Annotated in this window: 20 protein-coding genes and 1 tRNA gene; 12 read left to right on the top strand and 9 right to left on the bottom strand. The window is 71.7% G+C overall.

The annotated features are described in order from the left end of the window. Positions 1 to 6 precede the first annotated feature (6 nt). Positions 7 to 795 (bottom strand): MOSC N-terminal beta barrel domain-containing protein, encoded by a 789-nt coding sequence (locus ASG95_RS01005; protein WP_157581670.1) that lies wholly within the window; start codon positions 793 to 795, stop codon positions 7 to 9. Between the two features lie 113 nt (positions 796 to 908). On the opposite strand from ASG95_RS01005, the gene ASG95_RS01000 reads away from it, so the two are divergent. Further along, positions 909 to 1460: a dihydrofolate reductase family protein gene (locus ASG95_RS01000; protein ID WP_057376229.1), complete on the top strand. Its 552-nt coding sequence runs from the start codon at positions 909 to 911 to the stop codon at positions 1458 to 1460. A 15-nt stretch (positions 1461 to 1475) separates the two neighbouring features. Here ASG95_RS01000 and ASG95_RS00995 read toward each other — a convergent pair whose 3' ends face one another. Next, positions 1476 to 2300, bottom strand: coding sequence for a hypothetical protein (locus ASG95_RS00995; RefSeq protein ID WP_057376228.1), 825 nt, complete (start codon positions 2298 to 2300; stop codon positions 1476 to 1478). Positions 2301 to 2472: 172 nt separating this feature from the next. Further along, positions 2473 to 2555: transfer RNA gene (locus ASG95_RS00990), tRNA-Leu, on the bottom strand. Positions 2556 to 2730: 175 nt separating this feature from the next. Between ASG95_RS00990 and ASG95_RS00985 the strand changes: the two genes are divergently transcribed. From ASG95_RS00985 to pknB, 7 genes are read left to right on the top strand one after another with little or no spacing between them, the layout of a single operon-like run. Then, positions 2731 to 3579, top strand: a complete 849-nt coding sequence (locus ASG95_RS00985; RefSeq protein ID WP_057376227.1) for a DUF3662 and FHA domain-containing protein — start codon at positions 2731 to 2733, stop codon at positions 3577 to 3579. A gap of 9 nt (positions 3580 to 3588) precedes the next feature. Then, positions 3589 to 4086: an FHA domain-containing protein gene (locus ASG95_RS00980; protein WP_056921327.1), complete on the top strand. Its 498-nt coding sequence runs from the start codon at positions 3589 to 3591 to the stop codon at positions 4084 to 4086. Positions 4087 to 4098: 12 nt separating this feature from the next. Continuing rightward, a complete protein-coding gene (locus tag ASG95_RS00975) occupies positions 4099 to 5433 on the top strand; it encodes a PP2C family serine/threonine-protein phosphatase (protein ID WP_056921328.1) in 1335 nt (444 codons plus the stop codon). Beyond that, on the top strand, positions 5430 to 6806 hold the full coding sequence (locus tag ASG95_RS00970) for an FtsW/RodA/SpoVE family cell cycle protein (protein ID WP_057376226.1): 1377 nt from the start codon (positions 5430 to 5432) through the stop codon (positions 6804 to 6806). Before ASG95_RS00975 ends, ASG95_RS00970 begins: the two co-directional genes overlap by 4 nt. Further along, entirely contained in the window at positions 6803 to 8260 is a 1458-nt protein-coding gene (locus ASG95_RS00965) for a penicillin-binding protein 2 (protein WP_057376225.1), read from the top strand. Before ASG95_RS00970 ends, ASG95_RS00965 begins: the two co-directional genes overlap by 4 nt. Continuing rightward, positions 8257 to 9564 carry a serine/threonine-protein kinase gene (locus ASG95_RS00960; protein WP_082592239.1) on the top strand — a complete coding sequence of 436 codons (1308 nt, stop codon included), beginning with the start codon at positions 8257 to 8259 and terminating at the stop codon, positions 9562 to 9564. The genes ASG95_RS00965 and ASG95_RS00960 overlap by 4 nt, the downstream gene beginning before the upstream one ends. Continuing rightward, the gene (pknB, locus tag ASG95_RS00955) at positions 9561 to 11408 is read left to right on the top strand and encodes a Stk1 family PASTA domain-containing Ser/Thr kinase (protein ID WP_057376224.1); all 1848 of its coding nucleotides are present in this window, start codon (positions 9561 to 9563) and stop codon (positions 11406 to 11408) included. The genes ASG95_RS00960 and pknB overlap by 4 nt, the downstream gene beginning before the upstream one ends. A gap of 21 nt (positions 11409 to 11429) precedes the next feature. Here the strand turns inward: pknB and ASG95_RS00950 are convergent, their stop codons facing one another. From ASG95_RS00950 to ASG95_RS00935, 4 genes are read right to left on the bottom strand one after another with little or no spacing between them, the layout of a single operon-like run. Beyond that, positions 11430 to 12086 carry an aminodeoxychorismate/anthranilate synthase component II gene (locus ASG95_RS00950; protein ID WP_057376223.1) on the bottom strand — a complete coding sequence of 219 codons (657 nt, stop codon included), beginning with the start codon at positions 12084 to 12086 and terminating at the stop codon, positions 11430 to 11432. Then, positions 12086 to 12280: a hypothetical protein gene (locus ASG95_RS00945; RefSeq protein WP_369820344.1), complete on the bottom strand. Its 195-nt coding sequence runs from the start codon at positions 12278 to 12280 to the stop codon at positions 12086 to 12088. The genes ASG95_RS00950 and ASG95_RS00945 overlap by 1 nt, the downstream gene beginning before the upstream one ends. Positions 12281 to 12283: 3 nt before the next feature. After that, on the bottom strand, positions 12284 to 12985 hold the full coding sequence (locus ASG95_RS00940; protein ID WP_057376222.1) for a class E sortase: 702 nt from the start codon (positions 12983 to 12985) through the stop codon (positions 12284 to 12286). Then, positions 12982 to 13734, bottom strand: a complete 753-nt coding sequence (locus ASG95_RS00935) for a DUF881 domain-containing protein (RefSeq protein ID WP_056921334.1) — start codon at positions 13732 to 13734, stop codon at positions 12982 to 12984. Before ASG95_RS00935 ends, ASG95_RS00940 begins: the two co-directional genes overlap by 4 nt. Before the next feature lie 64 nt (positions 13735 to 13798). On the opposite strand from ASG95_RS00935, the gene ASG95_RS00930 reads away from it, so the two are divergent. Continuing rightward, positions 13799 to 14047, top strand: a complete 249-nt coding sequence (locus ASG95_RS00930) for a cell division protein CrgA (protein ID WP_056921335.1) — start codon at positions 13799 to 13801, stop codon at positions 14045 to 14047. 128 nt (positions 14048 to 14175) lie between these two features. Here the strand turns inward: ASG95_RS00930 and ASG95_RS00925 are convergent, their stop codons facing one another. Both ASG95_RS00925 and ASG95_RS00920 read right to left on the bottom strand, forming a co-directional pair. Continuing rightward, complete coding sequence (locus ASG95_RS00925; RefSeq protein WP_057376221.1) at positions 14176 to 15057, bottom strand: rhomboid family intramembrane serine protease; 882 nt, start codon at positions 15055 to 15057, stop codon at positions 14176 to 14178. A gap of 96 nt (positions 15058 to 15153) precedes the next feature. Beyond that, on the bottom strand, positions 15154 to 15672 hold the full coding sequence (locus ASG95_RS00920; protein ID WP_057376220.1) for a peptidylprolyl isomerase: 519 nt from the start codon (positions 15670 to 15672) through the stop codon (positions 15154 to 15156). Between the two features lie 185 nt (positions 15673 to 15857). On the opposite strand from ASG95_RS00920, the gene ASG95_RS00915 reads away from it, so the two are divergent. The 3 genes from ASG95_RS00915 to ASG95_RS00905 are packed head-to-tail and all read left to right on the top strand — an operon-like array spanning position 15858 to position 18133. Continuing rightward, the gene (locus ASG95_RS00915; RefSeq protein ID WP_057376219.1) at positions 15858 to 16679 is read left to right on the top strand and encodes a hypothetical protein; all 822 of its coding nucleotides are present in this window, start codon (positions 15858 to 15860) and stop codon (positions 16677 to 16679) included. Positions 16680 to 16718: 39 nt separating this feature from the next. After that, positions 16719 to 17258: a MauE/DoxX family redox-associated membrane protein gene (locus tag ASG95_RS00910; RefSeq protein ID WP_057376218.1), complete on the top strand. Its 540-nt coding sequence runs from the start codon at positions 16719 to 16721 to the stop codon at positions 17256 to 17258. A 20-nt stretch (positions 17259 to 17278) separates the two neighbouring features. Further along, the gene (locus tag ASG95_RS00905; protein ID WP_162259337.1) at positions 17279 to 18133 is read left to right on the top strand and encodes a hypothetical protein; all 855 of its coding nucleotides are present in this window, start codon (positions 17279 to 17281) and stop codon (positions 18131 to 18133) included. Positions 18134 to 18173 lie beyond the last annotated feature (40 nt).

The following is an 18173-nucleotide window of genomic DNA, read 5'->3' as shown; positions in this document are numbered from 1 at the left end:
CTGACCCTAGTGCGACGGGTTCTCCGGCGTCGCCGGGTCGCCCATCTCCACTCGCCCGGGCTGCACGACGCGGGCATCCACGCCGAAGGTGAGCAGGCCCTCGTGGCGGTCCAGGTGGGCGAGCACCGGGACGTCCCGGCGGCCGGTGGCCGGGTCGACGTCCACGACGGCGCAGCGGTCGATGCGGCGGGCCACCTCGATCGTGGCCGTCCCCACCCGCAGCCGGGTGCCCGGCTCCGGGTCCTGCTCGGCGTCGAGCGTGATCGTGGCCCGGAACCGCTCGTCCAGTGCGATCGGTGCCGTGAGTCCCGCGCCCAGCATCCGCTGCCTCAGCCGGTCGAGCTCGCCGGTGGTGACGACCGAGACCGCGCCCGCCCAGACGACCTCGCCGGGCTGGGTGGCAGCCAGCCGCACCGGACGACCGAGGTATGCCGCGAGCGCGGTGCTGTGCGGGCCGTCCAGGAGTCGTGCGGTGGCAGCTCGACCCCAGTAGTCGACAGTGAGCAGAGGGTCGACCGTGAGCGGTGCCTCGTCGGTCGCCTCGAGTGGGCCGACGACCTCTCGACCGTCGGGCCAGCGCAGGCGCAGCTCGCCGCCGTCGCCGGTGGTGGCTTCGACGCAGGTCAGCGTCGGGTGCTCGACGGTGCGCAGCACCCGCGCGGACTCCGGGTCGACCAGGCAAAAGGCGCGGTCGCCCACCGGCCCGTCCGCCGCCAGGGTCACGGCGTCGCGGGCGAGGTGCCGGGTGCCCTTCACCGCGGCGAACCCCAGCCTGCGGACCCGGGCGCTCGTCATGGCGACCACGGTAGGGCCGTCCGCGCGCGATGACTTCCCGGGGCTGGCAGGGTCTGCATCGACACCACCACCCGGAACCCTGCACCGGATCGCCCACCCAGGAAGGCCGCACCATGCCACGCAAGGTCACCGCCCACCAGTTCAACTCGGTCAACGGCGTCGTCGAGTCGCCGAACGAGTGGCAGTTCGACGCGTTCGGCCCCGAGGAGGGGCAGCTGATGGGGGAGGCGATCGGGGGCATCACCGACGTCGTCATCGGCCGCAAGCTGTGGCAGGAGTGGTCGGAGTTCTGGCCGGCGGCGGCGGAGGGCGACTTCTTCGCGGGGTTCATCAACCCGGTGCGCAAGCACGTCGTCACCTCGACGCTGTCCGGCGACCTCGGCTGGAACAGCACCGTCGTCCACGGTGACCCGGTGGCCTACGTGTCGGAGCTCAAGGAGGGAGAAGGAGAGGGCGGGATCAGTGTCGTGGGCGGCATCGACACGATCCGCTCGCTCTTCCTCGCCGGGGTGATCGACGAGCTCACCCTCACGACGCACCCCGTGGTCGGGGTCGGCCGACGGCTGTTCGACGAGTCGGTGCCGGTCACCCGGCTCGAGCTGGTCCGCAGCCAGAGCACGCCCGCCGGCAACGCCGTCCTGACCTACGCCCTGAAGCAGGACTGACGCCGGGGGAACGCCTCAGTCGGCCGGACGGAAACCGGCGCGCTGGGCGGCGTCGGCGTCGGTGAACCACACGTCCGGCTCCGCCTCGTCGTAGTGGTCGTGGTCCTCGGTGACGAAGGTCTTGGTGTCCTCCCAGGCCTTGACCGGGTGGCCCAGCGGCAAGGCGCCGTCGTGGAGGGTGGCCGCCGAACCCACGCTGTAGCCACCGTCCCTGACCTCGTCGAGCTCGGAGACGCGGCGCCCGCCACCGGACGACGAGCCGGCAGGGGCACCGTCGCCGCTGTCCGTCTCGTCGGACGCACCGGTCGGCTCGCCTCCCTCGGAGACGAGGTTGCCCTCGTCGTCGAAGACCTGTGGACCTCCGGCCTCGTCCGCGGTCCAGTCCCCGGGCTGGCGGAACTCCTCACCGGCAGCGACGTCGTGGTTCGCGGGGTCGTGCTCGGCCGCGAACTCCTCGGCCGACTTCTGCCGGTCATCCTCCGACTTCTCGTCCGGGCCGTCGTCCGGGCCGTCATCCGACGCCCGTTCGGTGTCCCGTTCGGTGTCCCGTTCGGTGTCCTTGTCGGTGTCCTTGTCGGTGTCCTTGTCAGGCGAGGTGGAGCGCGACGGCGTCGGGGCGGTCGGCGGTGCTGCCTCGCTGCCATCCGCATCGGAGGCGGTGTCGGCCTCCGTGTCCTCGGCCTCCGTGTCCTCGGCCTCCGTGTCCTCGGCCTCGGTGGCGTCGGTCTTCTCGGTGGTCTCGGGTTCCACGGCCTCAGCGGTCTTCGTGGCCTCGACGGCTTCGGCCTCGTCGGGTCCGGTTGCGGCAGTAGAGCTGGCCGGCTCAGGCGTCGTGCTCATGGCGTCCTCCTTGACGAGTGCGGCGGAAGGCTCCGCTGTCGTCAGGCTATGCCCGATGGGCGTCGCCCGCAGTCCGGCGCAAGTCCCTGACCTGCAGGTTTCCGCCCTCCACGGCCTCCACTCACGACGGAAGGCCCCCAACCGAAGTGGTTGGGGGCCTTCACTGTCAGGGTGCGCGAGGGGGGATTTGAACCCCCACGCCCTTTCGGACACTGCGACCTGAACGCAGCGCGTCTGCCGTTCCGCCACTCGCGCGTGGGACCGGCCAATTGTGGCGGACACCCCCCGGATTCACCAAACCGGCTCACTGGGGGGTTTCTCCCGGCGCGCGTGAGCGACCAGCCCAGACCAGCCGGTTACGATCGTGGACCAGACCGGACCGGCCGATGTCCGACTGGCGTCCCGGGCAACACGTGAGGAGGTGGCACCGATGGGTCTGTTCGACCGCGTCGAGCAGCGTCTCGAGCGTGCCGTCAACGGTGCCTTCGCGCGCGCCTTCAAGTCCGAGGTGCAGCCGGTGGAGATCGCCTCGGCGATCCGCCGCGCCATGGACGACCGCGCCGCCGTCCTCGGCCAGGGCCGCACGATCGTGCCCAACCTGTTCACCGTGGAGCTCTCCGACACCGACTACGACCGCCTCGGCGGCTACGACGAGGAGCTCGAGGTCGAGCTGATCGCCGCCGCCCAGGAGCACGCCGAGTCGCAGCGCTACCAGCCGGGCGGACCGCTCCAGGTCACCTTCGCCAGCGCCAACGACCTCGAGACCGGCGTCTTCCGGCTGCGCACCTCCACGGCCCGCCGCCCCGGCACCAGTCCCGGCCGGGGTGAGGAGGGGTATGCCGCCGCGCCGGCTCCCAGCCCCGTCGCACCGGCGCCGGCCGCGCCGGTCCCGAGCCCGCGGCACACCGAGGACGACGGGCTTGAGGCGACCCAGCGCCAGGCCCCGGTCGCACCCCCGGCCCAGCCGCGGCGGGTCAACCCGGCCGACCGGCCATGGCTCGACGTCGACGGCGAGCGCTACCCGCTGATGGGCGCCATGACGGTGCTCGGTCGCGACGACAGCGCCGACATCATCCTCGACGACCCCGGGATCTCCAGGCGGCACAGCGAGATCCGGGTGACCAACGACGGCCCGCACCTGGTCGCGAGCATCCGCGACATGGGGTCGACCAACGGCACGTTCGTCAACAGCGAGCGGATCACCAGTCAGCGCCTGTCCGACGGGGACCGGATCACGGTGGGGCGCACCTCCGTCATCTACCGCGCCGGGCGGCGGTGATCCCCACGCATGAGTGAACTCACCCTCACGATCATCCGCCTCGGGCTCCTCGTCCTCCTGTGGATCTTCGTCTTCAGCGTCGTCGGCGTGCTCCGGGGCGACCTCTACGGCACCCGGGTCGTGAGCCGCACCGCCCGCAAGCCCGCGCCGGCCGCCCGTCGGGGCGACGGCCAGGGGGCACCCCAGAAACGCCCGAAGCGACAGCCGCACTCGACTGCTCCCCGCACCCTGGTCGTCACCGGCGGCGCACTGACCGGCACCAGCCTGCCGTTGCGCGAGGCCGGCACCGTCATCGGCCGCAACCCCGAGTGCGCGCTGGTCCTGGACGACGACTTCGCCAGCGGTCGGCACGCGCGGATCTTCCACCGTGACAACGCCTGGTTCGTCGAGGACCTCGGCTCCACCAACGGCACCTTCGTCGGCACCGAGCGCCTCACCGGACCCGTGCGCGTCGAGGCCGGCAGCACCCTGCGGATCGGCAAGACCGTCATCGAGCTCAGGCGATAGGCAGCGACGACGATGCCCTTCGCCTTCCACTACGCCGCACGCTCCGACGTCGGCATGGTCCGTTCGGAGAACCAGGACTCCGGCTATGCCGGGCCGCGCCTCCTCGCGATGGCCGACGGCATGGGCGGCCACGCCGGGGGTGACATCGCGTCGTCCACCGTCATCGGTGCCCTGGTCGACCTCGACGGCGAGGCGCTGGGCAGCAAGGAAGCGAGCACCGCTCTCCTGCAACGGATCTCGGCCGCCAACGATGAGCTCGCGGAGATGGCGAAGGCCGAGCCGCGCCTGCAGGGGATGGGCACGACGCTGATCGCCATCCTGCGCTCCCAGAACAAGCTGGTGCTGGCCCACATCGGCGACTCCCGCGCCTTCCTCGCCCGCGACGGCAAGCTGACCCAGATCACCAAGGACCACTCGTTCGTCCAGAGCCTCGTCGACGAGGGGCGGATCACCGAGGACGAGGCGATCGGCCACCCGCAGCGCTCCCTCGTGACCCGCGTCCTCACCGGCCAGCAGGACGACGAGCCCGACGTGATGGTCCGCGAGGCCCGCATCGGCGACCGCTACCTGATCGCCTCCGACGGCCTCACCGACTACGTCGCGGGCGACACCATCGCCGAGATGGTCCTGGCCGGGCAGCCGCCGGGCGCCACGGCCGACCGCCTGGTCGACCTCGCGCTGAAGGCCGGCGCACCCGACAACGTCACCATCGTCATCGGCGACGTCGTCGACCTCACCAAGGTCGCCGCCCCGCCGACCCAGCCCCAGATCGTCGGCGCCGCGGCCACCCGCACCAGGGGCACCCGGCCGATCCCGGTCACGCCGGCCGCCAAGGCGGCCGCCCTGTCGCGCGAAGCCTCCGGTGAGGAGGACGTCGAGGACGTCACCCTCGCCGAGGAGGGCCCGGCCTCGGGGCCGGGACGCTGGCTGCGCCTGATCGCCGTGCTACTGGTCGTGCTCATCGTCGTCGGTGGGGGCGCGTATGCCGCGTACACCTGGTCGCAGCGCCAGTACTTCGTCGGCGCGCACGACGGCAACGTCGCCATCTACCAGGGGGTGACTCAGGACGTCGGCCCGATCGGCCTCTCCCACGTGAAGTCCGAGTCCGACGTCCGCGTGGCCGACCTCCCCGACTTCTACCGGACCAAGGTCGAGGACCGGGTGTCGACCGACACCCTCCAGGACGCCGAGGCACTGGTGAGCCAGCTGCGCACCGAGGCGCTGCGCTGTGCGGCCAGTCCCAGCACCTGTGACGACTCCGGCACCGGCAGCACGCCGACCACGCCCTCGACCACCACCAGTCCGACCACGACGACGTCGTCACCGTCGTCCACGACCACGCGATGACGACGGTCTCCAGCGTCGCCCCCCGCACCCGCCGCAACGTCGAGCTGGTCCTGTTGCTGCTCGCCGTCGCGATCGTGGTGCTCGCCTACGTCAACGTCGGCCTCTCCGTCTCCGGGGCCTTCCCCCCGGGACTGGTCACGCACGGCACCGGGCTCCTGGCCATCTCGCTCGCCTTCCACCTGCTGCTGCGCTGGAAGGCCGCCTACGCCGACCCGCTGCTGCTGCCGATCGTGACGCTGCTCAACGGCCTGGGCCTGGTGATGATCCACCGGCTCGACATCGCCGAGGGGCGCGACATCAGCGAGGGACTGGCCCTGCGCCAGCTGACCTGGAGCGCCCTGGCCGTGGCGATCGCGGCCGTGGTCCTGTGGTTCCTGCGCGACCACCGGATGCTGCGCCGCTACACCTTCACCGCCGCGGTCGTCGGTTTCGGCCTGCTCATCCTCCCGCTGCTCCCGGGGATCGGGCGCACCGTCAACGGCTCACGCATCTGGATCGGCCTGGGGCCGTTCACCTTCCAGCCGGGTGAGGTCGCCAAGATCGTGCTGGCGGTGTTCTTCGCGGGCTACCTCGTGCAGACCCGTGACGCCCTGTCGCTGGCTGGTCGCAAGGTCCTCGGGTTCACCTTCCCGCGCGGGCGCGACCTCGGCCCGATCATCGTCGCCTGGGTGCTCAGCCTCCTCGTGCTCGTCTTCGAGAAGGACCTCGGCTCCTCGCTCCTGCTCTTCGGCCTGTTCGTCTCGATGCTCTACGTCGCCACCGAGCGCACCTCGTGGATCGCGATCGGCATGACGTTGTTCTGCGCCGGCGCCTACGTCGCCTACCTCGCCTTCGGCCACGTGCAGGCGCGGGTGCACCTGTGGCTCGACCCGTTCGCACCCGACCAGTCCGACCAGGTCGCCAAGGGCCTGATGGGTATGGCGGCCGGTGGCCTCCTCGGCACCGGCCTGGGTCGCGGGCGTCCCGACCTGACCTACTTCGCCGAGTCCGACTTCATCTTCCCGAGCTTCGGCGAGGAGCTCGGGTTGGTCGGCCTGTTCGCGCTGCTGGTCCTCTACGTGCTCCTCGTCGAGCGCGGCCTGCGGACCGCCCTCGGGGTGCGCGACGGGTTCGGCAAGCTGCTCGCCAGTGGCCTGGCCTTCTCGGTGGCCCTGCAGTGCTTCGTCGTCGTCGGCGGCGTCACCCGCGTGATCCCGCTGACCGGGCTGACCATGCCATTCCTCTCCTACGGAGGCTCCTCCCTGCTGGCCAACTGGTCCCTCGTCGCCCTGCTGCTGCGCATCAGCGACGTCGCCCGCCGACCCGTCGAGGAGGTCCGGACCGGCCCCAGCCCGTCGGGTGAGGCCAAGACCGAAGTGGTGGCGATCCGGTGAACTCCCCGATCCGCCGCCTGTCCACCGTCGTGGCCATGCTGTTCACGGCGCTGCTCATCTCCACGACCTACATCCAGTTCGTGCAGGCCAAGTCGCTCCAGGACCGCCCGGAGAACCGGCGCACCCTGCTGGCCAACTACGCCCGCGAGCGCGGCCAGATCCTCGTCGGTGGCAAGCCGGTCGCGAAGTCGACGGCCACCGACGACGAGCTGAAGTGGCTGCGCACCTACCCGCAGGGTGAGCTCTACTCGCACCTCACCGGCTACTACTCGTTCACCTACGGCGCCGGTGGCGGCATCGAGGGGGCCGAGAACGACCTGCTGTCCGGCTCGTCGGACAAGCTCTTCTACCGCCGGGTCTCCGACATCCTCACCGGGAAGGACCAGACCGGGGCGAGCATCGAGCTCACCATCAACGCGAAGGCGCAGGCCGCGGCCGACAAGGCGCTGGGCAACCAGCGCGGCGCGGTCGTCGCCATCGACCCCACCACCGGTGAGATCCTCGCGCTGGTCAGCCACCCGGCATACGACCCGGCCTCGCTGAGCAGCCACGACACCGACAAGGTCGTCGCAGCCTGGAAGCGGCTGAACGCCGACTCGACGCAGCCGATGGTCGACCGGGCCATCGCCGGCAACCTCTACCCCCCCGGCTCGACCTTCAAGGTCGTCACTGCCGCGGCCGCGCTGGAGTCCGGGAAGTACACCGAGGAGAGCGTGATCCCCGGGCCGGCCGTGCTCGACCTGCCCCAGACCGACGACGACCTGCCGAACGACTTCCGCGGCTCGTGCGGCGCCAACAACAAGACGACGCTGACCCACGCGCTGGAGATCTCCTGCAACACCGCCTTCGGCTGGCTGGGCATGCAGGTCGGCGCCGACGACTTCCGGGCCCAGGCGGCCAAGTTCGGGATGGGCGACCGGCTGCAGATCCCGATGTCGGTCACGCCCAGCTCGGTGCCCGCCGAGCTCGACCAGCCGCAGCTGGCCCAGTCGGCGATCGGCCAGTACGACGTGCGGGTCACACCCCTGCAGGTCGCGATGATCTCGGCCGCCATCGCCAACAACGGCGTCGTCATGCGCCCCCACCTGGTCAAGAGGGTGACGTCCTCCGACCTCGAGGTCATCGACGAGCCCCAGCCCGAGCAGCTCTCGCAGGCCGTGTCCGCCGACACCGCCGCGGCGCTGACCCGGATGATGGAGGCGGTCGTCAAGAGCGGCACCGGCCGGGCCGCCCAGATCAGCGGGATCGACGTGGCCGGCAAGACCGGGACCGCCCAGCACGCCAAGGGCAAGCCCCCGCACGCCTGGTTCACCGGCTTCGCGCCGTCGAACGACCCCAAGGTCGCGGTCGCGGTCGTCGTCGAGGACGGCGGCAACGCGGGCAACGAGGCCGCCGGTGGCCGGGTCGCCGCGCCGATCGCCAAGGCCGTCATGGAAGCGGTGCTGGGCCGATGACCTACGCACCGCAGGACCTCATCGCCGACCGCTACCGGCTGGTCGAGCGGATCGCGGCCGGTGGCATGGGCGAGGTGTGGCGGGCCCACGACGAGACCCTCGACCGCGCCGTCGCCGTCAAGGTCCTGCTGCCGGACAGCGCCCAGGACGAGGGCTTCGTCGAGCGGTTCCGCGCCGAGGCACGGCTCAGCAGCCAGCTCTCGCACCCCAACGTCGGCACGGTCCACGACTTCGGCGAGCACGACGGGCAGGCCTTCCTCGTCATGGAGCTGATGACCGGGGTGCCGCTCTCGACCCTCATCGCCGAGCGCGCCCCGATGCCCCACGCCGAGGTCACCGAGATCCTCCACCAGACCGCCCTGGCCCTGCAGGCCGCCCACGACGCGGGAGTGGTCCACCGCGACGTCAAGCCGGCCAACATCGTCGTGGACCCCCAGGGCTACGCCAAGCTGACCGACTTCGGCATCGCGCGCGCCCTCGGCGAGGCCTCGCTGACCCAGACCGGTGAGGTCCTGGGCACGCCCCACTACCTCGCCCCCGAGCAGGCCAAGGGCGCGCAGGCCGGTCCCCTGAGCGACGTCTACGCGCTGGCGGTCGTCGGCTACGAGATGCTGACCGGGGAGCGACCGTTCTCCGGTGAGTCCATGGTGGCCACCGCCCTCGCCCACGTGAGCCAACCCGCTCCGCAGCTCTCCGAGGACATCGAGGATCCGCTGCGCACGACCGTGATGGCGGGACTGGCCAAGAACCCGGCGCAGCGCCCCCAGAGCGCGGCCGAGTTCGCCGAGGCCCTGCGGCTCCCCGCGGGCGAGGCGCCGGAGCACCTGCGGGCCGGTGCGGCTGCGGCGGTCACCCCGACGATCGTGGGGACCCCGCTCGACCTGGCCCCCGACCAGCCCCTGCCGACGTCGGTGATCCCCACCTCGGCACCACTCGGCGTCGCGGTCGCGGTCGCCACGTCGGTCGACGACACCACGGAGCACGACACCACGGAGCACGACACCGGGGAGCACGACACCGGGGAGCACGACACCCGGCGTCCGGCCTGGCTGCTCCCCGTCGCCGCCGCGGCGGTGGTCCTCGTGGTCGTGGTCGCGGCGATCGCCCTGGGAGGTGGGGGGTCAGCGCGCACGCCGGCCGAGACGCAGCAGACGAGCACGCCGCTGGTTGCGACCACCACGCCACCGACGACGCCGTCCGCCACCAGGACGGCCACGGCGTCGCGCACCACCACAGCCACGGTTTCACCCAAGCCCTCGCCCGGGAAGGGCGACGGCAAGGGCAAGGGGGGAAGGAAGAAGTGAGCGCACCACGTCTGCTCGGGGGACGCTACGAGGTCGGGGAGCTCCTCGGCCGGGGCGGGATGGCCGAGGTCCACCTCGGCCACGACACCCGGCTCTCGCGACCCGTGGCGATCAAGATGCTGCGGTCCGACCTGGCCCGAGACACCCAGTTCCTCAACCGGTTCCGCCGCGAGGCACAGTCGGCGGCCGGCCTGAACCACGCCTCGATCGTGGCGGTCTACGACTCGGGCGAGGACCACGCGATCGAGACCGGGGGCGCCTCGGTCCCGGTGCCCTACATCGTCATGGAGTTCGTCGAGGGTCGGACCCTGCGCGAGCTGCTCAACGCCAGCTCGCCCCTCGACCCGGCCGAGGCCGCCCGCATCACCGAGGGTGTGCTCGACGCCCTGGCCTACAGCCACCGCATGGGGATCGTGCACCGCGACATCAAGCCGGCCAACGTCATGATCGGGCCCCAGGGCCAGATCAAGGTGATGGACTTCGGCATCGCCCGGGCGGTCGCCGACGCGAACGCCACGATGACGCAGACGCAGGCCGTCATCGGCACCGCCCAGTACCTCTCCCCGGAGCAGGCCCAGGGCCACCACGTCGACGCCCGCTCGGACCTGTACTCCACCGGCTGCCTCCTCTTCGAGCTGCTCACCGGCCGTCCACCGTTCCAGGCCGACTCGCCGGTCGCCATCGCCTACCAGCACGTCGGGCAGCCGCCGCCGCGACCCTCCACCCTCAACCCGGCGGTCGACCCCGCGCTCGACGCGGTCGTCCTGCACTCGCTGGCCAAGGACCGCGAGGCCCGCTACCAAGACGCCACCGCGTTCCGCGCCGACCTCCAGGCCGCCCGGCTCGGGCGCCCGATCAGCGACGCCGCGCGCGGCACTGCCGGGAGCGCCGCCGACGCCACCGTCGCGATCGCCACCCCCGTGGGAGCCGCCGCGACGACGGTGTTCGCGCCGACCGGTGGGTACGACGACCCGCCGGAGCCGGTGGGCTCCAACACCGCCAGCCTGCCCGCCATCGGCCACGACCCCGACGACGAGCCGCGCAAGCGGCGCGGGCTGGCCTACTTCCTGCTCGTGCTCGCCGTCCTCGGCGCGCTCGTGTTGTTGGGTGTCGCCGGCAAGGCCCTGCTCGACCGGCCGCCGACGGACGCACCGAAGGTGGCCGTGCCGGCTGTCATCGACCTGCCGCAGGCTGCGGCCGAGGCCAAGATCAGGGCCGTCGGGCTGGTGCCCGAGGCGACCCAGGTCGCCAGCTCCAAGGACATCGGGGTGGTGGTCGACCAGAACCCCGGCGCCGACGAGATGGTCGCCGACGGCAGCAAGGTGGGCATCAGCGTCTCCGCCGGACCGGACACGGTCGAGCTGCCCGACCTCAAGGGGTTCACCCAGGACGAGGCCACTGCGCGGCTCGCGGCGCTCGACCTCAAGGTCGGCACGGTCAAACAGGTCGACGACACCGGGCTGGACAAGGGCAAGGTTTTCACGACCTCGCCGGCCGCCGGCGAGGAGGTCCCGGTCGGCTCGGCCATCAACCTCAACGTGTCGTCCGGCAAGGTGACCGTGCCCGACGTCGTGGGCAAGACCCGCAACGAGGCCGCCGACATCCTCGGTGAGCTCGGGCTCAGCGTGAAGACGACCTACGTCGACAGCACGGAGGCCGAGAACTCGGTGCTCAAGCAGAGCATCAAGGCCAAGACGAAGGTCGAGGACGGGTCGACGATCACCCTCACCATCGCCCAGCCGCCCCCGCCGGTGCAGACCCCGACGACTCCCCCGACGACGGCCACCACCGAGCCGACCACGCCACCGACGACGTCCACCACGGTGCCCACCATCACGCCGTAGCCCCCGGACCGCAAAACGGGTCTAGCCGGCCGCGACCGCCCGCGCCACGCCCTCGGCGTCGTGGACCAGCGGGCTCAGGCCGGCCGAGCGGGCGACCGCGTCCTGGAGCCCGCAGCCGACCAGCCAGTTGGCGAGGATCCGGTGGCCACCCTCGGTCAGCACGCTCTCCGGGTGGAACTGCACGCCGTGCAGCGGTAGGTCGCGGTGCCGGGCGGCCATGATGATGCCCGATTCGGTGTGCCCGTTGGCGACCAGCGTGTCGGGGACGGTCGCCGGGTCGATCGTCAGCGAGTGGTAGCGGGTCGCGGTGAACGGCGACGGGAGGCCGGCCAGCACGCCGGTGTCGTCGTGGAGGACCCGGGAGGTCTTGCCGTGCAGGAGCTCGGGCGCCCGCCCGACCGTGGCGCCGACGACGACCCCGAGGGCCTGGTGGCCGAGGCAGACGCCGAGCATCGGCTGGGACCGCTCGGCACAGGCCTCGATCATCGCCATCGAGACGCCGGCCTCCTCGGGGGTCCCGGGCCCGGGGGAGATGAGCACCCCGTCGAAGTCGGCTCCGTCGGCCGGACCGAGCGCGTCGTTGCGCACGACCTCACACTCGGCGCCCAGCTGCTGGAGGTAGCCGACGATCGTGAAGACGAAGCTGTCGTAGTTGTCGACGACGAGGATGCCGGTCATCAGACCTCCCTGACGTGCGCGACGACCCCGGCGCTCGGGTCGACGGTGTTGTCGTTGAACGGCATCAGCGGCGCGATCCGGGGGAACACCCACACGAAGAGGACCGCGACGACGGCCAGCACCAGCACGACGGCGAGCAGCACCCGGACGACGAGGGGACCGGGCAGCGCCCGCCAGATCGCGGAGTAGATCATCGGTCAGGCCGCCTTCTTGGAGGAGCTCAGGGGAACGGTCAGGGTGCCGGCGGGGAGGCCGTCGGCGTGCGGGTACGTCTTCACGAGCTGCGCGAACACCACGTAGCGCTGCGCCGCGCTGTACTTCGGGTGGCACGCGGTCATCGTCATCCAGCGCTCCGTCGGCTTCACGCCCGGCTTGTCGGGCACCGGCGCGACCACCTGGACGTCGGTGGGCGCCACGATCTCGTGCCGCTTCACGGCATACACGCTGTATGCCGCCTTGGTCTCGACCACGATCAGGTCACCGGTGCGCAGGGTGTCGATGTCGTGGAACGGGCGACCGTAGGTGGTGCGGTGCCCGGCGACGGCGAAGTTGCCGACCGCGCCCGGCAGGACGGTGCCGTCGTAGTGGCCGATGCCGTCCTGGAGGATGTCGCGGCTGGTGCCCTCGAGCACCGGGCGGGCGTAGTCGGCGCCGAAGCGGGGGATCCGCACGATCGCGAACGCCGACCCGAACGGCACCGCCTTGGGCGTCTCGGTGCCCGGGGCGCTGGCCGGCGGCTTCGCGAAGTCACGGGTCAGCCGCGAGACGGTGGCGTCCTGGGTGCGGTTGGCGGTGACGTCGGTGAACCAGAGCTGCCACCCGACGAACAGGAGCAGGACGAGTCCGGCCGTGACCAACAGGTCGCCGACGATGCCGAGGGTCCAGCGGGCCAGCTTCACCGGGTGGTCCTTGCTCTCTCGAGGTTGATGGAGCCCGCGTAGGCGGGGAAGGTCTGCTCACGACGGGACTGCACGTCGTAGCCGACCCCGACCGCGCCGACCCACTGCTTGTAGATGGCGACCGCCGGGCTGCGATCGAGTGACGCGCGCAGGTCGGTCTGGTTGCCGATGGCAGTGATCACGTAGGGAGGGGAGTAGACCCGGCCCTGGAGGATGAGGGTGTTGCCGACGCACCGGACCGCGCTGGTGGAGATCACCCGTTGGTCCATCAGCATCATCGCCTCGGCACCGCCCTCCCAGAGGGCGTTGACGACGGCCTGGACGTCCTGCTGGTGCACGACGTAGTCGTCGACCGAGATGCCGTCGGGGAGCACGGAGGGGACGTTGCGGGCATCCGTGAGGGTGACCTGCACCGTCGGGCCCGACACCGCCTGGGTGCCGGCGGCGAGCGCGAGCTGGTCGCCCTCCCTGGTCAGCTGGGTCACGCGCAGGTCGCCGGGCGCCTGCTGGGCGGACAGCCGGTCGACCTCGGCACGCAGCGAGGCGACCCGGGACGCCAGCGCGGAGTTCTGGCGGGTCTGCTCGCGGATCAGGCCGGGGAGGTCCCCACCGGAGGAGCGCAGATCGGTGCCGCGGGCGGTGGCCGCGCTCAGCGCGAAGAGCACGCCCGCACCCAGCGCGACCAGGGGCACGACGGCCGACCAAGCGGTAGGGCGGCGTGTCAGCCACGTCAGCCGCTGGTCCGCCATGGCACTACGCTATGCCACACGTCGCGACGGTGATGGCGCTGTCCGAGCTACGAGGAGTGTTTCCGTGCCTGAGTCCAAGGGTCGCGCCAAGCGCGCGTACACCCCGCCGAGCAAGCCCGCGAAGGCCAAGGTCGGGAACCCGCCCTGGTTCGTGCCGGTGATGCTGACGCTCATGGTCGTCGGCCTCCTGTGGATCGTGGTCTTCTACATCACGAGCCAGCGGTTCCCGATCGAGGCCTTCGGCCGGTGGAACCTCGGGGTCGGTTTCGGCCTGATGCTCTCCGGCTTCGCGATGACCACCCGCTGGCGCTGACCGACCCTCCGGAGCCGTCCACAGGGGTTGTCCACACCCGGTTGTCCACAGGGTTCTCCACAGCTGGGGACAAATGACAGCCGTGTAATCCACCCGGGATGGGGTGGGTTGGGGTGGGAGCCGCAGCCTCAGGCGAGGATGTCGCCGGGCGCCACGGCATACTTCGCGACCGCGACGGCGACGACCACGAGCAGCACGAGCACGACGCCCGGCCACTGCCAGCGGCGGCGCTCCTTCGCGGTGGTCGCGGCGATGACGCCGGCCACGGCGGCACCGGTCACCAGCCCGCCGAGGTGGGCCTGCCAGGCGATGCCCGGCACGACGAACCCGATGACGGCGTTGAGGCCGATCGTCGCGTACATGCCGGCCGAGGACCGGCCGAGGTGCCGGTTGAGCACGAGCAGGGCACCGAAGAGGCCGAAGACGGCGCCGGAGGCACCGACGGCTCCGATGTACCACGAGCTGGGGTTGCCCGGCTGGAAGGGCACGGCCGGTGACAGCAGGAGGTAGCAGGCCGAGCCGCCGATCGCGCTGACGAGGTAGACCGCCGCATACCGGGCACCACCGAGCAGTCGCTCGAGGTACTGCGCGCCCACCATCCACAGGGCGAGCATGTTGAACAGGATGTGGGTGATCGTGGCGTGGGCGAACGCCGAGGTGAGGAACCGCCACGGTTCGTGGGCACCGAGGTAGGGCACGAACGAGATGTCGCGGCTCAGGCCGGGGCGCGCGGTCTGGAGCACGAAGACGACGACACAGATCGCGATGATGGCGTAGGAGACCCGCGGGGTGTCGGTGACGTTGCCGCCGAACACCGTGCGGGTGGTGCGCATCGTCTTGGCCTGGGCCTTCACGCAGTCCACGCACTGCACCCCGACGGCGGCCGGGCGCTGGCAGTCCGGGCAGACCGGACGGCCGCACCGCTGGCAGCGCACGTAGGCGACCCGGTCGGGGTGCCGCGGGCACACCGGAGGCGCCTGCTGCTGCGGGTCTGCGGTGGGCTCACTCATGCGTCGCGCTCCGGGGTCTCGGGGTCATCGCGGGCCATCGGCGCGAGGTGCCCGGCCCGTGCGGGCCGGGCACCTCGAACCAGGTGTCGGTCGCGGTCAGTCGTTGACGACGACCGACTCGATGACAACGTCCTCGAGCGGCTTGTCGTTCGCACCCGTGGGGACGGCCGCGATCTTGTCGACGACCTCGCGGCTGGGGCCGTCGGCCACCTCACCGAAGATGGTGTGCTTGCCCTGGAGCCAGGCGGCGTTGCCGACGGTGATGAAGAACTGCGAGCCGTTGGTGCCCTTGCCCATCCGCTTGCCGGCGTTGGCCATGGCGAGCATGTAGGGCTTGGTGAAGTCCTTGTCGGGGCTGATCTCGTCGTCGAAGGTGTAGCCGGGGCCGCCGAAGCCCTGCCCCAGCGGGCACCCACCCTGGATCATGAAGCCCGGGATGATGCGGTGGAACACCAGTCCGTCGAAGAACGGCGTGGGGTTCGAGCGGCCGGCGTCGTCGCGGTACTCCTGCTCGCCCTTGGCCAGTCCCACGAAGTTCTTGACGGTCTTCGGGGCGTGGTCGGGGAACAGCGTGACGTTGATGTCGCCGTGGTTGGTCTTGAGGGTGACGTCCATGTCACGCATCCTTCCATGCGGACCCCCTCGGGATGGCTCCCAGTACCCCCACGGGCTTGCCCACCAGCGGAAACAAGGCAGGATGGGTAGGGAGAAGTCGTCCGTCCGGCCTGGGGCCGGGGCCCCACGGGGCACCGGTTCACCGGCGTCACGGAGTCCAGATCCGCCAAGTCACAGGAGGCACGGTGTTCCGCACCAAGACCAAGACTGAGCAGGCCACCGAGGCAGTCAGCAGCTCCGCCCAGAGCGCCGCCGACTACGCATCGTCACTCAAGGACCGGGTGGCCCCGGCCGCCGAGGTCGCCAAGGAGCGTGCCGTCCAGGCCAAGGACTGGGGCAAGCCGCACGTCGAGCACGGCATCGAGGCCGCCCGCGACTGGGCCAAGCCCCGGGTCGACCACGGCATCGAGGTTGCCGCCCCCAAGCTGCAGGGCGCCGTCGAGGGCCTGGCCCCGAAGGTCGACACCGCGCGCGACACCATCGTCGACACCCTGCTGCCCAAGGTCGCCGAGGCCATCGCGGCCGTCGCCGCGGCCTCGGCTGCTGCGAAGACCGCTGCGGCCGACACCGCCGACCGCTCTTCCGACGCCTACTCGGTGCTCAAGGGCGACGCGGTGGCCAAGCCGCGTCGGCGCAAGGGCCGGTTCCTGCTGATCCTCGGTCTGGCCGCGGCCGTGGCCGCCGGTGTCGCGGCGTTCCGCAAGTCCGCGCCCCGCGAGGACCCGTGGGCCACGCCGCTCGACGACCCCTACACCGCGCCGACGACCGGTCGTGACTCCAGCACCAGCAAGGTCGCGAACCTCGCCGACGCTGCCAAGGACAAGGCCAGCAGCGCCGCGGAGACGGTGAAGGACAAGGCGACCGAGGTGAAGGACAAGGCCTCCGAGGCGAAGGACAAGGCCACCGAGGCTGCGTCCGACGCCAAGGACAAGGTCACCGCCAAGGGCAAGCACGTCGCCGACGAGACCGCTGACGCCGCCGACGACGTGGCCGACAAGGTCGACTGACCCGAGTCTCCGGGGCTGCCTCGACTACGGTTGGACCACATGTGGGACCTGGCAGCCGGACCGTTCCTCGCCGCGGCGGGGCTGCTCGTCGTGGCCGGGGTCCCGAAGGTCGTCGACCCGCTGCCCCTGGTCCGCGCGCTGCGCGGCGCCGGGGTGCCGGTCCACCGCCAGCTCGTGCGCGCGTTCGCCGTCATCGAGGTCGCCCTGGGTGTCTGGGCGCTGGTCGCACCGAGTCGGTATGCCGCGGGGCTGGTCGCCGCGGCATACCTCGTCTTCACTGCCTTCGTGGCCCGGGTGCTGGCGCGCGGCGGCGTCCTCGGGTCGTGCGGCTGCTTCGGCAAGCCTGACACCCCCGCCACCCGCGCCCACCTCGTGCTCACCGCGCTGGCTGCGCTCACCGCGCTGCTGGTGGCCGTCGACCCGCCCGCCGCGGCGTGGGCCGGCGTCGACGGGGCCACGGTCACCACGGCCGGCTTCGCGGTCGTCATCGGGTTCCTCGCCTGGCAGGTGCTGGCTGTCCTGCCGACGACCTCGCCCGCGGCCATCCGCACCACGGCCGCTCCGACCCCGAAGGGCTGACCCACAGAATGCTTGCCGTCGTGATCGCCGAGGGCGTCGCCATCGTGCTCCTCGGCGTGCTCGTCCTCGGACTGCTGCGCAGCCATGCCCTCATCCTCAAGGCGCTGCACGAGCTGGGCGCGGGTCTCGAGCTCGAGAAGGAGGCCGGCACCGGGGTGAGCCTGGCGACCACCGGTGGCAAGCCCGGCCCCGTGCCGGTCGAGCTGGAGACCGGCGTGGTGCAGGCCACCCGCAAGGACTCCACCACGGCCCACGACATCGTCGGCACCGACCTCGACCGCCGCGAGCAGCAGGTCACCGTCACGGCCCCCGGCAGCCGCACGCTGCTGGCCTTCCTGACCAGCGGCTGCTCGGTGTGCCAGACCTTCTGGGACGAGTTCCAGGGCTCGGTCGACGTGCCGGGCGAGGGGTCGCTGCACATCATCGCCAAGGGCTCCGCCGAGGAGTCGATCTCGAGCCTGCGGGCGCTGGCCGGCGACCGCGACGTGGTGCAGTCGTCCGCGGCCTGGGTGGACTACGACATCCCCGGCTCGCCCTACTTCGTCTACGTCGAGGACGGCGTGGTCACCGGCGAGGGCTCGGCGACCACCTGGGCCCAGGTGCGTGGCCTGATGGCGCAGGGCGTGGCCGACAGCGAGGAGGCCCGCACCGCCGCGGGCCGCTCCGGCCCCGGGCTGCTCGTGGGAGACGCGATGGGGGCCGGCGGGCGCGACAACCTGTCGCGGATCGACGCCGAGCTCCTGGCCTCGGGCGTGCGCCCGGGCGACCCCAGCCTCTACCGCGCCCAGGACGAGGACTCCCTCGCGGCGCCGGGCCACCACGACCACGGGCACGACCACCAGACCCACGACCACACGCACCAGCACGACCACTGACATGTCGGTGACCGCGCTCGCCCTCGCTCTAGGTCTCCCG

Source organism: Phycicoccus sp. Soil803, from assembly GCF_001429685.1.
Taxonomy (GTDB): Bacteria; Actinomycetota; Actinomycetes; order Actinomycetales; family Dermatophilaceae; genus Pedococcus.
The sequence above is the reverse complement of the archived record's forward strand: the minus strand, read 5'-3'. Positions and strand labels throughout refer to the sequence as shown.

Coding starts and splice junctions, on each gene's coding strand:
- ASG95_RS01005 (WP_157581670.1), bottom strand. CDS start 795: ATGACGAGCGCCCGGGTCCGCAGGCTGGGGTTCGCCGCGGTGAAGGGC.
- ASG95_RS01000 (WP_057376229.1), top strand. CDS start 909: ATGCCACGCAAGGTCACCGCCCACCAGTTCAACTCGGTCAACGGCGTC.
- ASG95_RS00995 (WP_057376228.1), bottom strand. CDS start 2,300: ATGAGCACGACGCCTGAGCCGGCCAGCTCTACTGCCGCAACCGGACCC.
- ASG95_RS00985 (WP_057376227.1), top strand. CDS start 2,731: ATGGGTCTGTTCGACCGCGTCGAGCAGCGTCTCGAGCGTGCCGTCAAC.
- ASG95_RS00980 (WP_056921327.1), top strand. CDS start 3,589: ATGAGTGAACTCACCCTCACGATCATCCGCCTCGGGCTCCTCGTCCTC.
- ASG95_RS00975 (WP_056921328.1), top strand. CDS start 4,099: ATGCCCTTCGCCTTCCACTACGCCGCACGCTCCGACGTCGGCATGGTC.
- ASG95_RS00970 (WP_057376226.1), top strand. CDS start 5,430: ATGACGACGGTCTCCAGCGTCGCCCCCCGCACCCGCCGCAACGTCGAG.
- ASG95_RS00960 (WP_082592239.1), top strand. CDS start 8,257: ATGACCTACGCACCGCAGGACCTCATCGCCGACCGCTACCGGCTGGTC.
- ASG95_RS00950 (WP_057376223.1), bottom strand. CDS start 12,086: ATGACCGGCATCCTCGTCGTCGACAACTACGACAGCTTCGTCTTCACG.
- ASG95_RS00945 (WP_369820344.1), bottom strand. CDS start 12,280: ATGATCTACTCCGCGATCTGGCGGGCGCTGCCCGGTCCCCTCGTCGTC.
- ASG95_RS00935 (WP_056921334.1), bottom strand. CDS start 13,734: ATGGCGGACCAGCGGCTGACGTGGCTGACACGCCGCCCTACCGCTTGG.
- ASG95_RS00925 (WP_057376221.1), bottom strand. CDS start 15,057: ATGAGTGAGCCCACCGCAGACCCGCAGCAGCAGGCGCCTCCGGTGTGC.
- ASG95_RS00920 (WP_057376220.1), bottom strand. CDS start 15,672: ATGGACGTCACCCTCAAGACCAACCACGGCGACATCAACGTCACGCTG.
- ASG95_RS00910 (WP_057376218.1), top strand. CDS start 16,719: ATGTGGGACCTGGCAGCCGGACCGTTCCTCGCCGCGGCGGGGCTGCTC.